The sequence below is a fragment of the Candidatus Brevundimonas phytovorans genome, from assembly GCA_029203145.1.
Taxonomy (GTDB): Bacteria; Pseudomonadota; Alphaproteobacteria; order Caulobacterales; family Caulobacteraceae; genus Brevundimonas; species Brevundimonas phytovorans.
Genome location: CP119309.1, coordinates 667,708 through 684,603, shown reverse-complemented (window position 1 = coordinate 684,603; position 16,896 = coordinate 667,708). Strand labels below are relative to the sequence as shown.

Annotated in this window: 8 protein-coding genes; 4 read left to right on the top strand and 4 right to left on the bottom strand. The window is 65.9% G+C overall.

Annotated elements, in window-relative coordinates; translation table 11 throughout:
• The first annotated feature begins 348 nt into the window (after positions 1 to 348).
• From P0Y52_03295 to P0Y52_03280, 4 genes are all read left to right on the top strand, one after another.
• Positions 349 to 9,300 carry a peroxidase family protein gene (locus tag P0Y52_03295; GenBank protein WEK58574.1) on the top strand — a complete coding sequence of 2,984 codons (8,952 nt, stop codon included), beginning with the start codon at positions 349 to 351 and terminating at the stop codon, positions 9,298 to 9,300.
• An 84-nt stretch (positions 9,301 to 9,384) separates the two neighbouring features.
• On the top strand, positions 9,385 to 11,121 hold the full coding sequence (locus P0Y52_03290) for a type I secretion system permease/ATPase (protein WEK58573.1): 1,737 nt from the start codon (positions 9,385 to 9,387) through the stop codon (positions 11,119 to 11,121).
• A 4-nt stretch (positions 11,122 to 11,125) separates the two neighbouring features.
• Positions 11,126 to 12,478, top strand: a complete 1,353-nt coding sequence (locus tag P0Y52_03285) for an HlyD family type I secretion periplasmic adaptor subunit (protein WEK58572.1) — start codon at positions 11,126 to 11,128, stop codon at positions 12,476 to 12,478.
• Between the two features lie 243 nt (positions 12,479 to 12,721).
• Positions 12,722 to 13,411, top strand: a complete 690-nt coding sequence (locus P0Y52_03280) for a response regulator transcription factor (protein WEK58571.1) — start codon at positions 12,722 to 12,724, stop codon at positions 13,409 to 13,411.
• Positions 13,412 to 13,418: 7 nt separating this feature from the next.
• On the opposite strand, the gene pcaD is transcribed toward P0Y52_03280, so the two are convergent.
• From pcaD to P0Y52_03260, 4 genes are read right to left on the bottom strand one after another with little or no spacing between them, the layout of a single operon-like run.
• Entirely contained in the window at positions 13,419 to 14,201 is a 783-nt protein-coding gene (gene pcaD, locus P0Y52_03275; GenBank protein ID WEK58570.1) for a 3-oxoadipate enol-lactonase, read from the bottom strand.
• Entirely contained in the window at positions 14,201 to 15,406 is a 1,206-nt protein-coding gene (pcaF, locus tag P0Y52_03270; GenBank protein ID WEK58569.1) for a 3-oxoadipyl-CoA thiolase, read from the bottom strand. The genes pcaD and pcaF overlap by 1 nt, the downstream gene beginning before the upstream one ends.
• A 49-nt stretch (positions 15,407 to 15,455) precedes the next feature.
• Complete coding sequence (locus P0Y52_03265; protein WEK59436.1) at positions 15,456 to 16,103, bottom strand: 3-oxoacid CoA-transferase subunit B; 648 nt, start codon at positions 16,101 to 16,103, stop codon at positions 15,456 to 15,458.
• A 14-nt stretch (positions 16,104 to 16,117) separates the two neighbouring features.
• A complete protein-coding gene (locus tag P0Y52_03260; GenBank protein ID WEK59435.1) occupies positions 16,118 to 16,840 on the bottom strand; it encodes a CoA transferase subunit A in 723 nt (240 codons plus the stop codon).
• Positions 16,841 to 16,896: the final 56 nt, after the last annotated feature.

Sequence of the window (16,896 nt, the reverse complement as noted above, 5' to 3'; positions counted from 1 at the left end):
ACAAACGCTGCGAGGCAGGGCAGTATGCACGCGCCACCCCCGCTCGCTACGCCAAACTCGCCGCGAGGCATCAGACACCATTCGGCCGCGGCGGTACGGTCTAGGACCAAAGGCTTAGTCCGAACGGATGAGGGCCAGATTCAGTCTCCCAACGGACTAGTCCGGCAGGACAAATCGACGGACGGCGGAGACAGGAAGACAGTCGGGTTAACAGGAGGCCTTTCCTCTGGCTTCGCCCGACGGCCGCGACGACTTCGAGCCCGAAGCTTTCCGGGCTGCGATCACCGCCCCCGCCGCGCTTCGCCTCCGGTCGGCCCTCCCACGGCAAATTCCGCCCTGGAGGCTACAATGGTCGCGCTGAACCAACATGATCTGGAATTCATTCTGAGGCAGATCAAGATCGCCGAAGCTCATGCGAACGGCACGCCGTTGACACAGATCAGGGTGGACGCCGCCGGTCGGGTCATCACTGATCGGGCCTGGTACACCTCGGCCAGCTTCGATCCGACCCTTCCCCTCGCCATCCCGGACGCGAAGACGCCCTTTGGCCTGCGGACGGTCGACGGCAGCTACAACAACATCGTGGAGGGGCGCGAACTTTGGGGCGCGGCGGACCAGCCGATGCCGCGACTGCTCAACCCCAACTTCATCAATGAGGGCGACGACTCGATGGCGCTAGGCGGCGGCCAGAGCGTCACCAACAACGATTACGGCATGGTTGGCGGGGCGACGCCCGGCGTCAACGGCGGCCATTCAGGCAATGTCGCGGACGCCGATCCACGGCTGATCTCGAACCTTGTCTCCGACATGAGCTTCAACAATCCAGCCGCCATCGTCGCCGCCCTGACGTTTGCAGGGTCTGCAGACGTCTATGGCGACCTGGCCGTGGTGCGCGCCGCCCACGCGACCCTGATCAGCACGATCGTCGCCATCAACGCCGACGCCGGACTGGACCCCGCCGCCAAGCAGGTCGCACGTGACGCGGCCCAGGCCGATTTCCAGGCCATCCTCGACGACAAGGGGCTGGAGGCCGAGAACGGCTCGCTGATCATCCCCAACGTCGCGGCGGATGAAGGCCTGACCGCGCCCTTCAACAGCTGGATGACCTTCTTCGGTCAGTTCTTCGATCATGGCCTGGACCTGATCACCAAGAGCGGCAACGGGACCATCTACATCCCGCTGGCCCCCGACGATCCCCTGCGCACGCATGGGGCGGACGGCATCCCAGGCACAGGCGACGAAGTCAGCGCGCAGAACGCCTTCATGGTGCTGAGCCGCGCAACCCCTGTGGCCGGCCCCGGCGCCGACGGCATCATGGGCACCGCCGACGATACGGCGCACGAAGCGGTCAACGTCACCACGCCGTTCGTCGATCAGAACCAGACCTATACCTCCCACGCCTCGCATCAGGTCTTCCTGCGCGAATACGCGACAGTGAACGGGCGAACCGTGGCCACTGGCCACCTGCTGGACGGGGCCACCGGCGGCCTGGGCACCTGGGGCGACGTCAAGGCTCAGGCCCGAGCCATGCTGGGCATCGAGCTGACCGATCAGGACGTGTTCAACGTTCCCCTGCTGCGAACCGACCCCTATGGCCGCTTCATTCCCGATCCCGTCACAGGCTACGCTCAGGTCATCCTGGGGTTGGGCGCTGATGGCACGCCCAACACCGCCGACGACATCGTCATCTCGGGCACGCCGGCCAATCCCATCAACCTGATCGCCATGGCCACGACGCCGGTAAACATCGACGGCGTCGACTACTTTGGTCCGATCCGCATCGCTCACGCCTTCCTTGACGACATCGCCCACAACGCCGTGCCCGGCACGGTATTCGACGCCGACGGCAATCCCGCCACGCCGGACGTTCTGGTGGTTCAGGCCGATGATGACGCCGTCGCCGACAACGCGATCGCCACGGACTACCGGGGCAGAAAAGTCGCCTATGACAACGAGTTGCTGGACGCCCACTTCGCCACGGGCGACGGGCGCGGCAATGAAAACATCGGCCTGACCGCTGTCCACCACGTCTTCCATTCCGAGCACAACCGGCAGGTCGAGGCCCAGAAGCTGACCGTGCTGCAGTCGGGCGATCTGGCCTTCATCAACGAATGGCTGGCGACCGACATCGGTGGGCTGCCCTCCAACTTCGCTTCCCTGTCGGCGCTCGACCAACTGGCCTATGCCAATACCCTGGTCTGGGACGGCGAGCGCCTGTTCCAGGCCGCCCGGTTCGCCACCGAGATGCAGTACCAGCACCTGGTCTTCGAAGAGTTCGCCCGTCAGGTGCAGCCCCTGATCGACCCCTTCGTCTTCAACAGCTCGACCGACATCAACCCCTCGATCTTCGCCGAGTTCGCTCACACGGTTTACCGCTTCGGTCACTCCATGCTGACCGAGAACATCAACATGGTGGACCCGACCACCGGCGCCCAGAGCGAGATCGGTCTGATTCAGGCCTTCCTCAATCCCAATGCGATGAACGCTTTGGGCACAGCCGATGAAGCCACGGCCGCCATCGTCGCCGGTATGACGCGCGTGCGGGGCAATGAGATCGACGAGTTCGTCACCGGCGCCCTACGCAACAACCTGCTGGGCCTGCCGCTGGACCTGCCGGCGATCAACATCGCCCGCGGTCGCGACGCCGGGATTCCGTCTCTCAACGACGCCCGCGCCCAGCTGTATGCCGCGACCGGATCGACCTTCCTGGAGCCTTACAAGAATTGGGTCGACTTCGCCGCCAACCTGAAAAACCCCCTGTCGGTGGTGAACTTCATCGCCGCCTATGGGACCCATGCCAGCATCACCGACGCGACCACCTCGGCGGCCAAGCAGGCGGCGGCCTGGGATCTGGTCTTCGGCGTGGGCGGCGAAACAACCACCGAACGCGCCGCACGGATCGCCTGGCTGAACGGCCCGGCGGCGACCACCGGGGTCAACGCCATCGACTTCTGGATCGGCGGCCTGGCCGAGAAGAAGATGCCCTTCGGTGGCATGCTTGGCTCGACCTTCAACGCCGTCTTCGAGGCGCAGTTGGAGAACCTGCAGGACGGCGATCGCTTCTACTACCTGACCCGCACCCAGGGCCTGAACTTCCTGAACCAGCTGGAGGAGAACTCCTTCTCCAAGCTGATCATGAAGAACTCCGCCCTGGCCGCTCCCGGCCCGGACGGCATCCGCGGCACCGGCGACGACGTGATCGACCGCAGCATCGGCGTGAACGCCTTCGCCGACTACGACTTCTATCTGGAGGTCAACGCCGCCATGCAACTGGGGGCGGACCCGACCGGCAACGACCCCGTGCTCGAGGGCCTCGGGCGCGGCAAGGTGCAGCGCGACGACCCGCTGACCGCCGGCGTGGATGAAAATTTCCTGCGCTTCACGGGCGGCGAGCACGTCTCGATCGGCGGCACCACCGGCAATGACACCATCATCACCGATTTCGGCGACGACTCCATCTGGGGCGGGGCCGGCAATGACCGGATCGAGGCCGGCGCGGGCGTGGACCTCGTCAATGGCGGCGACGGCGACGATATCATCACCGACAGCGGCGACTCGGGCGACTTTCTGAAAGGCGAAGGCGGCAATGACGTCATCGCCAACTCCAACGGCCTCGACATCCTGATGGGCGGGACCGGCAAGGACGTCTTCTTCGTCGGCGTCGACGACACCGAGGTGTTCGGCGGCCAGGGCGACGACTTCATCCTGGGCGGAGACGGCGTCGACTTCCTGCTGGGCAATGAGGGCGACGACTGGATCGAGGGCGGCGGCGGCTTCGACACCACCGCCGGCGACAACTCGGAACTGTTCTTCAACTCGACCATCATCGGCCACGACGTGATGTTCGCGGGCTCGGACGAGCATGACTTCGACGCCGAGTCCGGCGACGACATCATGGTCCAGGGCGAAAGCGTCATGCGCAACGAGGGGATGTTCGGTTTCGACTGGGCGATTCACAAAGGCAGCACTATTGCGGCCAATGCGGATCTGACGAAGCCGATCTTCACCACCGACGCGGCCGACATCCTGCGCAATCGCTTCGACGCCGTCGAAGCGCTGTCCGGCTGGAACAAGGATGATCGGCTCTGGGGCGATGATCGCGGGGCGCCGGCCGATGCCGGAAGCGTCCTCGCCGGGGCCGAGGGCACCATGGTCGGGCATGAACTGGACCAGGCCGGCATCAACCGCATCGCGGGTCTGGACCAGATCATCACCCCCAATCTGATGACGACGCGCCCCTATTGGGCCGACAGCACAGGGGATGTGAAGTCTGTCTTCGTCGGCGGGAACATCCTGCTGGGCGGCGGCGGCAGCGACATCATTGAAGGTCGTGGCGGCGATGACGTCATCGACGGCGATGCCTGGCTCAACGTGCGGATTTCGATCCGCGACGCGGCCGGCGCCGAAATCGCCACGATCAACAGCCTCAAGGACAATGTGACGCTCGGCGGCGTGACCAAGGCGCTGTCGACCTGGATGTTCGAGCGCGCCATCACCCCGGCCCAACTCCACATCGTGCGCGAGATCAAGCAGGACGACAGCGGCGATGACGTCGCCGTTTATTGGGATGTCCGCGCCAACTATGACATCACCTCGAACGCGGATGGGACCATCACCATAGTCCACCGCGTGCAGACCGTCGGGGCGATCGACCCCGCAACAGGTCAGAACCGCGTGTCCGACGGGACCGACACCATCCGCAATATCGAAATCCTGCGCTTCGCGGACGGCGACGTCAGCCTGTCGCCGCCGGAGCTCTTCCTGCAGCAGATCACGCGGCAATACGCGGACAACTTCAACACCGCCAACCTCGGCAATACGACCGGCAATGCGCCCTGGAACCCCGACTGGGTCGAAGCCAATGATAGCGGCGGCGTGACGACCGGCCAGATCCGGATCGACGCCGGCAACAACAACGTCCTGCAGTTCACGCAAGGCGACGGCGCGCAGATCCAGCGGACCGTTGAACTGGGCGGGAAGGCGTCAGCGTCTCTGGCCTATTCCGTGGCCGAGGATGGGCTCGACGCCGGCGAGACGGTGACGGTCTTCTTCTCGCGGGACGGCACCCAGGCAGCGATGGTCCAGATCGACCTGATCACCGGCGCGACCAATAATGCGAACAGGAACATCGCGCTCACGGGCCCCTTCACCCAGAACGCCTTCATCCGCTTTGTGGCGTCCGGCATTTCCGCCGCCAATGAGACGGTCAACATCGACAATCTGGTCGTCACCTTCACGGATTCAGTGGCCAGAGACTATGAGACCACCTTCACCGAGGACGGCGCCGATCAAAGCATCGCCTCCGGTCCGCTGATCGTCGAGGACCAGCAGATCGTCTCGGCCCGCGTGGTCCTGACAAACGCCCAGGCCGGGGACGCCTTCGACGTGCCGACCAACCTGCCGGGGAACATCACCCGCACGATCGACGCCTCGGTCCCCGGCCAGATCATCGTCACCCTGACCGGCAACGAGCCCAGCATCGCCAACTGGCAAGCGGCGATTCAAGCCGTCGAGTTCCGCAACACATCGCAGAACCCCGGCACGGTGGACCGGATCATCGAGGTGACCGTCAATGACGGCTTCCTGTCCAGCCAGGTCGCCCGCACCACCGTCAATGTCGTTGCGGTCAATGATCAGCCGTCGGTCAACAATGACAGCGTGATCACCAACGTCGCAACCGGGTCCTTCGCCATCCCCGAATGGGTGCTGCTGCGCAATGACGTCGATGTCGATGGCAACACTATCGCCATGACCGGGCTCAGCAGCCTCAACGGCCTCACGGCGACACGCGCCAATGGCGTCGTGACCGTGACCGACACCGGCGGGGCCGGCGGCTCCTTTGTCTACACGGGCAATGACGGCTCGGGCGCCGCCAACGCCACGGACACGGCGACGGTGACGCTCACCCGCGACACGGCGGGGACCATCAACGGCACCGCTGCGGCCAACATCCTGATCGGCGACAACGCCGCCAGCACGTTCGACGCGGATGAAGGCGACGACGTGATCCTCGCCGGCGGCGGGAACGACACCATCCTGTGGAATGCGGGCGACGGTCGTGACTTCGTCGATGGCGGCGCCGGCACGGACACCTTCACGGTCGGCGGCAACGCCACGGCCGAGGCCTTCGTCGTCTACTCCGCCGCCGCGGCGCAGGCCGACGGCATTCTCGGCCTCCGTCCCGAGACCGAAATCGTCGTGACCCGGAATGGCGTGGTGATCGCCGAGCTCGACAATATCGAGGAGATCATCATCAACACCGGCGCGGGCAATGACACCGTAACCACGCGCGGCAACTTCAACCCTACCAGCCTCAGCTTCTCGACCATCAGGATCAATGACGGCGGCGGCAACGACACCGTCGATATCTCGGGCATGGAGTCCGCCCACCGCGTCGTCCTGCGATCAAACGGCGGCAATGACACCATCGTCGGCGCCCTGCGGCCCCAGGACGTGATCGAACTGGCCGAGGGCAAGACCTTCAGCGATTACGTGAAGACCTATAATCCCAACGGCAGCGTACGGTTGGAGAGCAACGGTCACACAGTGACCTACTTCGGCCGGCCCAGCCTGGCCGCCGAGGGCGTGGTCCTGCCGCCCTCCAACAGCGCCTTCGACCTGCCGCTGGACAGTGAGGATATCCAGGACCTGCTGCAGATGGTTCGCGACGGCCTGATCCGCGACGCCTCTGGCCTGGGCAACAATATCGCCAACCCGACCCTGGCCAACGCCGGCCAGCCCTTCATTCGCCTGACCGACCCCTACTATACCGACGGCGCGTCCGGCGTGCGTCAGACCACCCTGACCCCGCGCCAGATCTCCGACCTGATCTCCAATCAGGACAATGACGGCGACGGCGCCGAGGAAAGCACCCCCAACGCCTTTGGCGGCACGGCCCTGCTGACCGCCTTCGGCCAGTATTTCGACCACGGTCTGGACTTCATCAACAAGGGCGCGCCCGGCTCCATGCCGATCGGCTCGCCCTCCTTCCCGATCTCGGCCCCTCGCGCGAACATCATGCCCGGCACCGGGGTCGACCCGGACGGCATTCCGAACAACGGCGACGAGATCGCCGCCCGCTACATCAACGACACCTCGCCCTATGTCGATCAGAACCAGGCCTATGGCTCGCACGAGGCGATCACCGCCCTGCTGCGGAAATGGGAGATCGGGCCCGATGGTCAGCCGAGGCAGACCGCCCACCTGCTCAGCGGCGGACTGGACAGCACCGGCCGTCCTACCCTGCCGACCCTGGACGATATCCGCGAAAACTACCGGATCATGACCGGCGGCCAGGAACTGACGGCGGAGGACATCACCAACTACGACGGCACCGGCCAGCCCCTGCTGATCGACTTCGTGCCTGTCTACAAGACCGTCCCCGGCTCCGGCCCGGTTCTCGATCTGGACGCCATCGGCCACTACTATGTGGTCGGCGACGGGCGCGGCAATGAGAACCTCATGCTGACCTCGATCCACACGGTCTGGGAACGCAACCACAACCACTGGGTCGATCGCCTGAAGGAGTCGACCAACGGCGCCTGGACCGAAGAAGAATATTTCGAAGCCGCGCGCATCATGAACATCGCTGAGTATCAGCGGGTCGTCTTCACCGAGTTCGCCCAGGCGATGGGCGGCGGTCTCGGCGACGATGAAGAGCATGGCTTCGAGGGCTATGATCCCACGGTCGACGCCTCCATCTCGCTGGAGTTTGCTCAGGCCGCCTTCCGCTTCGGCCATTCCATGCTGAACGAGACCGTCAGCTATGTGGACGCCGCCGGCGTGCTGCAGCAGATGTCGCTGGTCGACGCCTTCCTCAGCCCTCAGACTCTTGCGTCGCTGGGTGTGGATTCCATCCTCGCCGGCGCCGCCGCCACCCCGCATCAGGCCATCGACGTGGACGTGGTGAACGCCCTGCGCAACCAACTGGTCGGACGCCCGCTGGACCTGGCGGCGCTCAACATATTCCGCGGTCGCGACGTGGGCATCCCGCCCTTCAACACCGTGCGGGCGGAACTGTTTGAGAAGACCGGCATCGCCAGCCTGCGTCCCTATACCGGCTGGGCGGACTTCCAGGCGCGAAACGGCCTGACCGACGCGGCCCTGCTCCAGCTCAAGACCGCCTATCCCGACGGCTTCGACAGCGTGGACCTGTGGGTCGGCGGGCTGTCCGAGAAACCCCGGCACGGCCAGCTCGGCTCGACCCTGGGCTATATCTTCCTGGATCAGTTGAACCGGCTGCAGCACGGCGATCGGCTCTACTATCTGGAGATCTTCGACGACTCGATCTTCGCTGGAAACGCCCTCACCTTCTCCGAAATCATCATGCGGAACACGGGGCTGACCGAGCTTCCCGAGTTCATCTTCCAGCCCAACCCTCCGCCGGCGAACGGCGACGATGATGAGGACGAGGATGATGACGACGACGACGTTGTCCTTCCCCCTGACGACGACGAAGATGATGACGACGACGGCCCCAGCGATGACGATGACGATGATGATGAGGACACCGATGTCGGCACGCCGCCCGTCGTCACGCCGACAACCCCGCCTGCGGCCTCCCTGGTTCTGGCGGGAGGGTCGACGGACGACACGCTGAACGGCGGGGCCGGCGACGATGCCCTGAGCGGAGGATCTGGCGATGACACGCTGAGCGGCGGGGCCGGCGATGACGTTCTGAATGGCGGGTCCGGCGACGATGTTCTGAACGGCGGCGCCGGCGACGACAGGCTCAATGGCGGCTCCGGGGACGACAGGCTCAACGGCGGCGCCGGCGATGACGTTCTGAGCGGCGGGTCCGGCGACGACGTCTTCGTCTTCGGCGGCGACGACCAGATCACCGACTTCAAGGTCGGCGCCGACAAGATCGACCTCAGCGGACTGGGCGTCACCGCGGCCAACTTCGGCTCCCTGGTCGCCTTGGCCGTCACGACGACGGGCGCCTCGGTCACGGTCGGCGGTCAGACCATGTACCTCACCGATTTTTCCGGCGGCGGCCTGACCGCCTCCTCCTTCATCTTCGCCGGAGCCGCCGCCGCGGTGGCCAGACTGCCCACCGGCGAAACAGCCGTGAGCGTCCCGCTCGATGACGACGACTTCATCGTCCCATCCGGGTTCAGGGGCCGCGGCGGAGGCGGGGGTGGCAGAGAAGGTGCTGGTCACGACCGCTTCGTCGATCTGATCGAGCCTGGATGGGGCTCACCCTTTGGCAAGTGGGACTGGACGGACTTCCACACCATTCCCGCCCGCGATGAGGATGCGGACGGAAGCGATCTGCACAACGACTATTTCCTCAGCTGAGCCAGCGCGGGCCGGGCCGCCCGCCCGGCGTTCCGCGCCCCTCAGGCGGCGCGCGATCAGGGAGCGTAAACCGTGAAAGTTGCTTTGGGTGGGTTGCCTAAGCCCTTCGAGACCGCCCTGTCGGCTTGCCGACACTACTTCTGGCTGGCCGCCTTCTTTAGCGCCCTGGTCAACGTCCTCTATCTGGCGCCGACCATCTACATGATGCAGGTCTATGACCGCGTCGTGCCGACCAGCGGCGTCCTCACCCTGGTCTGGCTGACGGTCATCGTCGCCTTCGCCCTGGCGGCCCTGGCGGCGCTGGACGCCATGCGCAACCGGATCATGGTGCGCGCCTCGCTGCGCCTCAACCGACTGCTGGCGGGCCAGATTCTTGAGCGGCTGATGGTCCGTCGCCGGCTCGCGCCGGGCGAGCCGTCCACGGCCCAGGCCATGCGGGAGTTCGACGGGCTGCGCACCGCCCTGGCCGGCCCCGCCGCCATCGCCCTGATGGATATCCCCTGGACCCCCATCTATCTGATCGTCGCCTTCATGATTCACCCGATGCTGGGCGGGCTGATCGTGGCTGGGGGCGTGATCCTGCTCCTGCTGGCCCTGGCCAATGAGCGCAACACCCGCAGGGGCGCGGCCGAAAGCAGCCGCGCCAGCGCCAACGCCTACGCCGCCCACGACGCCTCGCTGACCCTGTCGGACGTGGTCCGGGCGCTTGGGATGCGGCGCGCCATGGTCGCGCGCCAGTTGGAGGACCGGCACGATGGTCTGGCGAGCGGCGCCCGGACGCAGCTCAGCGGCAGCCGCTACACCGCCCTGGTCAAGTTCACGCGCATGGCGCTGCAATCGCTCTCGCTCGGCGTCGCCGCCTTCCTGGCCGTGCGCGGAGAAATTTCAGTCGGCGCCATCATTGCCGGGTCGGTCCTGCTCAGTCGCGCCCTGCAACCGATCGAACAGGTGGTCGGGGTCTGGCCCACGATCAGTCAGGCGCGGCAGGCGGTCGGCACGTTGAAAACTCTGTTCGCCGGGACCGACGCCCTGATCCACTCGCCCATGGCCCTGCCCGATCCGGACGGTCATGTGGAGCTGAACAGCGTCGCCGTGCGCAATCCTGAGGGCAGCGCCTACCTGCTGCGTTCGGTGTCGCTGAAGCTGATCCCCGGCGATGTCCTCGGTCTGGTTGGGCCTTCCGGCGCGGGCAAGTCCACCCTGGCCAAGATCATCGCCGGCGCCCTGTCGCCCGACGGGGGCGAGATCCGCATCGACGGGGCCAGCTTCCAGGACTGGGATCCCGAGGAACTGGCCCGCCACATCGGCTACCTGCCGCAGGACAGCGCCCTGTTCGCGGGCACCATAGGCGAGAACATCTCCCGCTTCGCCGCCCATCGCGACGCCCCCCAGGACGAGATCGAGCGCGGCGTGGTTCACGCCGCGACCCAGGCCGGGGTTCACCAGATGATCCTGCATCTGCCGGGCGGCTACAACGCCCGCGTCGGCGAGGGCGGGCGCGGCCTGTCTGGCGGCCAGGCCCAGAGGATCGCTCTGGCCCGCGCTCTCTATGGCGACCCCAAGGTCCTGATCCTCGACGAGCCCAGTTCGGCGCTCGACGCTGAAGGCGAGCAGGCCCTGCAGAAGGCTATGAACACCGCCAAGGCCCGAGGCGCGGCCATCCTGATCGTCGCCCATCGCTCCTCTATCCTGCGAAATGTCGATCGCCTGGCGGTTCTGGTCCAGGGCGTGATCGAACATCAGGGGCCCCAGGCCGAGGTGCGCGACGCCCTGGAAGCCGCCCGCGCCACCGCCAACGTCGTCTCCATGAAGCCGAGGTAGGGATATGACCGGAACCTCCAGCGACCGTCCCAAGGCCAGCCCGCTCGACGAGAACCTGGATGCGCCCCACTGGGAACGGCGGATCGGTCTGATCGTGGCCGGAACCTTCTTTGTCGGCCTCTTGGGTTGGGCCGCCCTCACCCCCCTCGACGCCGGCGCCATGGCCCAGGGCATGGTCGCCGTATCGGGCAACCGGCAGGTGGTCCAGCATCGCGACGGCGGCGTCATCACCGACATCTATGTCCGCGAGGGCCAGACGGTGCGGATCGGTCAGCCTCTGCTGCGGATCGCCACGCCTGAACTGGTGGCCTCCGAACGCGGTCTGACCAGCGAGATGATCGCCCTTCTGGCGCGTCGCGCCCGCCTGATCGCCGAACGCGACGGCCTGTCGACCCTGGCCGAACCGATCGAGTTCGCCACCTATTCCGAAACAGATCAGGCCCTGGGCCGCGAAGCCTTGCAAGGACAGCAGCGACTGCTGCAAGCGCGGCGCGCCTCCATCCAGACCGAACGCGCCGTCCTGAGCCAGAGGATGCGCCAGCACGCCGAGCAGGTCGGCGGCCTGAGCCGTCAGATGAGCTCAAACCTCGAACAGCAGCGACTTCTGGCCGAGGAACTGGAGGGGCTGCGTGAACTCCTGCCCGACGGCTTCGTCGCCAAGAACCGCATTCGCGCCATGGAACGAAGCGCCGCCGAACTGGACGGCCAGCACGGCGCCTTGAGCGCAGACTCAGCTCGCGTCGGAGAAGCCATTGGCGAGACCCGGTTGCAGATCGTCTCTCTGGACCGGGCCAAGCTGGAGGAGGTCGCCACCCATCTCAGCGAGGTCGAGGCCCGCCTGGACGAACTGCAGCCCAAGCTGGCCGCAACCCGTGAACAGGTGGCCCGCTCGGTGATCCGTGCGCCCGCAGGCGGCAAGGTCGTCGGCCTGACCGCCTTCACTGTCGGCGGCATCGCCGCAGCCGGGGCCACCCTCATGGAGATCGTGCCACAGGACCGCGCTCTGGTCGTGGAGGTAAAGGCCGCACCCACAGACGCAGACGACCTCGAAATCGGCATGAAGACTCAGGTGCGCTTCACGGCCCTTCAGGACCGGAACCTGCCAATTCTTCAAGGCGCCATTTCACGCGTCTCGGCCGACAGCTTCGAAGATGAAAGAACGGGCGCCCACTACTTCGAAGTCGAGGTGACGGTCCCCCCGTCCGAGCTGGCCAAGATCAACAAGGCGCGCGGGACGTCCGGTCTTCGCGCCGGCCTCCCTGCCGAGGTGATGGTGCCGTTACGCAAGCGCAGCGCCCTGACCTATCTTCTGGAACCCCTGACCCAGACGCTCTGGCGCGCCGGCAGGGAGCATTGAGAAAACAAAGAGGACAAGACATCAACAAAAGACATCAAAATAAAACATTCGTTTCATTCGATCTGGACACATACTATGAAAATTAAAGGTTTCAGACCATCGAGATGAAACTTAACGTCGATCAGTATTAAAATACGTCTATTTTTAGACCTTCACAAACTCCAACATCACGCCCATCGTCACGACAGACGAGGAACGCAAGGAACGCTGGGGACGTCCTGCTTGCTGGGATAGGGCGCGAAGATGGAAACGATCATGGTGGCGGACGGCCACCCTCTCTACAGAGCCGGCCTTGCCGCAACGCTGCAAAGTCATCTGTCCGTCACCGATATCCGGGAGGCTTCGGATTACGGCAGCCTGCTGAACGGCCTTTCCCACGCGGCCGACATCGGCGTCCTGGCCCTGGATCTGGACCTGCCTGGAATGCATGAGCTGAAAGGCTTGCGGCGTCTGCGCGATCACATTCCACAGGTGAAGGTCATGGTCATCGGCTGGCCCGACGACCGCCGCTCGATCCTCGACAGCCTGGCCGCCGGTGCCCACGGCTACCTGCCCAAGCAGGCGTCGGCCGCCGAGATCGCCGCCGGGTTCCGCACCGTCATCGACGGCAATATCTACGTCCCGCCCGCGGTAGCTGACCTGCGGCCGGGCGCCCTGCCTGAGACCGCCGCCCCCCGCGACCACCGCGCCTTTCTGACCCACCGTCAGCGCGAGGTCCTGACGCTGCTGACGACAGGAAAGTCGAACAAAGAGATCGCGCGCGCCCTGTCGATCTCGGAAAGCACGGTCAAGGTTCACGTCACCGCCGCCTTCCGACTGCTCGGCGTCCACAGCCGCATGGCCGCCGCCGACGCCTTGAGGCGACGCGTGTCCGACGCCCAGCCTTCCCTACCCGGCCTTATCCGACCGCCCGGCCAATTTTCGGCCCACTGATCCGGCGTCAGAGGAAGCTGAGCACAGCCCTATTGAAATCAAGCGGCGCCTCGACATTGGACAGATGCGCCGCGTCAAGGACCGCGAGACGCCCCTGGCGGACTGTATCGGCCAACCACTGACCGTCCTCGACCGAGGTGGAAGGGTCCTGCTTTCCGGCGATCACCAGCACCGGCGGCATGATCAGCGGCGCCGTAGGGCGAAGGTCCATGTCCCGAATGGCGGCGCAGCAGCCGGCATAGCCCTGCGGATCGCAGGCCAACAGCATCTTCCGGATCGGCGCGATCGCCTCGGGCGCCTGGGCCGGAAAGTCCGGGGTGAACCAGCGAGCGATGGAGGCTTCGGTCAGTGGGGCCATGCCCTTGGTCACGACGCCCTCGATCCGGGACTGCCAGCCGGAAGGCGGCCCCATGTAGGCCGAGGTATTGGCCAGAACCAGTTTGCCGATCCGCTCGGGCGCGCGGACGCCCAGCCACTGGCCGACCATGCCGCCCTTGGACAGGCCGCAAAAGTCGGCCCGCTCCACCCCCACGGCGTCCAGAAGCTGAACCGCGTCACGCCCCAGACGGTCCATCGAATAGGCGCCCGCGGGAGAGTCTGAGGCTCCATGGCCCCGGCTGTCGTAACGCAGCACGCGAAAGCGTTCGGCGAAGGCCGCGATCTGCGGCTCCCACATCTGCATGTCGGTGCCGAGCGAGTTCGACAGCATCAGGACCGGCGCGTCCTCGGCCCCGTCGAAGCGATAGGGGATGCGGCAGCCGTCGTCGGTCGTGAAATACTGAACCGACATCAGACCCGCTCCACCGCGACCGCCAACCCCTGCCCCACGCCGACGCAGAGGGTGGCCAGGCCATAGCGGCCGCCGGTCTTCTCAAGCTGGTGCACCAGGGTCATCAGGATGCGGGCGCCGGACATGCCCAGCGGATGGCCCAGGGCGATGGCGCCGCCGTTCGGGTTCACGCGCGGATCGTGGTCGTCGACGCCCAGACCGCGCAACACCGCCAGCCCCTGCGAGGCGAAGGCCTCGTTCAGCTCGATGGCGTCGAACTGGTCGATGGTCAGGCCGTGGCGCGCCATCAGCTTCTGCGTCGCCGGAATGGGACCCACGCCCATGACGCGCGGAGCCACGCCGGCAGAGGCCATGCCGATGATGCGCGCGCGCGGGGCCAGGCCTTGAGCCCTGGCCGCCGCTTCGGAGGCGACGATCATGGCGGCGGCGCCGTCGTTGACGCCCGAGGCGTTGCCGGCCGTCACCGTGCCGTCCGGGCGGACGATGGGCTTCAGCTTGGCCAGGGTCTCCAGCGTCGTGTCGGCGCGCGGGTGTTCGTCCGTATCAACCATGGTGACGACGCCCTTCTTGCCCGCGACCTCGACCGGGATGATCTCTTCGGCAAAGAAGCCCGAGGCCTGAGCTGCCGCAGCGCGCTGCTGGCTACGAACGGCGAAGGCGTCCTGATCGGCGCGGCTGACGCCGTAGTCGTCGGCGACGTTCTCGCCAGTTTCAGGCATGGAATCAACGCCGTAAGCCGATTTCATCGCCGGATTGACGAAGCGCCAGCCAATGGTGGTGTCATAGATGGCGGCCTGGCGCGAGAAGGCGCTCTCGGCTTTAGCCATGACGAAGGGGGCGCGGCTCATGCTCTCGACCCCGCCCGCCAGCATCAGGTCGGCGTCGCCCGCACGGATGGCGCGCGCGGCGTCCCCGACAGCCTGCAGTCCCGAGGCGCACAGGCGATTGACGGTATTGCCGCCGACGCTTTCGGGCAGCCCCGCCAACAGGACGGCCATGCGGGCGACGTCGCGGTTGTCCTCGCCCGCCTGATTGGCGGAGCCGAGGATGACGTCCTCGATCGCGGCGGGGTCCAGGCCGGGGTTGCGCGCCATCAGCGCCCGGATCGGCAGGGCCGCCAGATCGTCGGCGCGAACCGAGGCCAGACTGCCACCGTAACGGCCGATAGGCGTGCGGATGGCGTCGCAGATGAAGGCTTGGGTCATTTTTCGTCCCCTATCGGCGCGACCGCGGGTCGCGCCTGCTTGAGCGGGATCATGCGAACGCCCCCGCATCAAAGGCCGCGCCCGTCTTGGCGCGCACCTCGTCCAGCGTCACGCCGGGCGCCAACTCCTTGAGGGTCAACCCGCCCTGCTTCTTGTCGACCGCGAAGACGGCCAGGTCCGAAATGATCAGGTCGACCACGCCCTGCCCGGTCAGCGGCAGGCTGCATTGTTCCAGGATCTTGGGCTCGCCGTACTTGTTGCAATGCTCCAGCACCGCCACCACACGCTTGACCCCGGCGACCAGATCCATGGCCCCGCCCATGCCCTTCAGCATCTTGCCGGGGATGGTCCAGTTGGCGATGTCGCCGTTGGCGGCGACCTCCATGGCCCCCAGCACGGTCAGGTCGATATGGCCGCCCCGGATCATGGCGAAGCTGTCCGCCGAAGAGAAGAAGCTGGAGGTCGGCACTTCGGTGATCGTCTGCTTGCCGGCGTTGATCAGGTCCGGGTCGACCTCGCCGGGATAGGGAAACGGCCCCATGCCCAGCATGCCGTTTTCGGACTGCAGGGTGACGTGAACGCCCTCGGGAATGTGGTTGGCCACCAGGGTCGGGATACCGATGCCGAGGTTGACGTAGAAGCCGTCCTTCAGCTCACGCGCGGCGCGGGCGGCCATTTCGTCGCGGGTCCAGCCGATCTGGGTCTCAGCCATCAGGAGGCCTCCCTTTCGCGCGTGGTCAGCTTCTCGATGCGTTTTTCATTGATGGTCGAGAGCACGATCCGGTCGATAAAGATGCCCGGCGTGTGCACCTGATCGGGATCAAAGGTCCCGGCCTCGACGATCTCCTCGACCTCGACCACGGTGATCTGGCCCGCCGTGGCCATGTTCGGGTTGAAATTGCGGGCGGTCTTGCGGAACTGCAGGTTGCCCTCGGGGTCCGCGCGCCAGGCCTTGATGATCGACAGATCGGCGCGCAGCCAACGCTCGCGAACGTAGAGCTCGCCGTCGAACTCTTCGGTCGGCTTGCCCTCGGCCACCACCGTGCCGACGCCTGTCCTGGTATAGAAGGCCGGGATGCCCGCCCCGCCGGCGCGGATGCGCTCGGCGAGCGTGCCCTGCGGGTTCAGTTCCAGCTCCAGTTCACCGGACATGAACTGGCTTTCGAACAGCTTGTTCTCACCGACGTAGGACGAGATCATCTTCTTGATCTGGCGGCTTTCCAGCAGCATCCAAAGGCCAAAGCCGTCGGCCCCGGCGTTGTTGGAAATGACCGTCAGATCCTTGACCCCGGCGGCGCGGACCTCGGGGATCAGGCTCTCGGGATTGCCCGACAGGCCAAAGCCGCCGGACATGATGGTCATGCCGTCGAACAGGACCCCCTCCAGCGCCGCCCTGGGCGATGCATAGATCTTGCTGGCCATTCGAAACTCCAGGCTTCTCGGAAACAGGACGGCGAGCACTCCTTCCCAGGAGTGCTCGCCACGCAGAC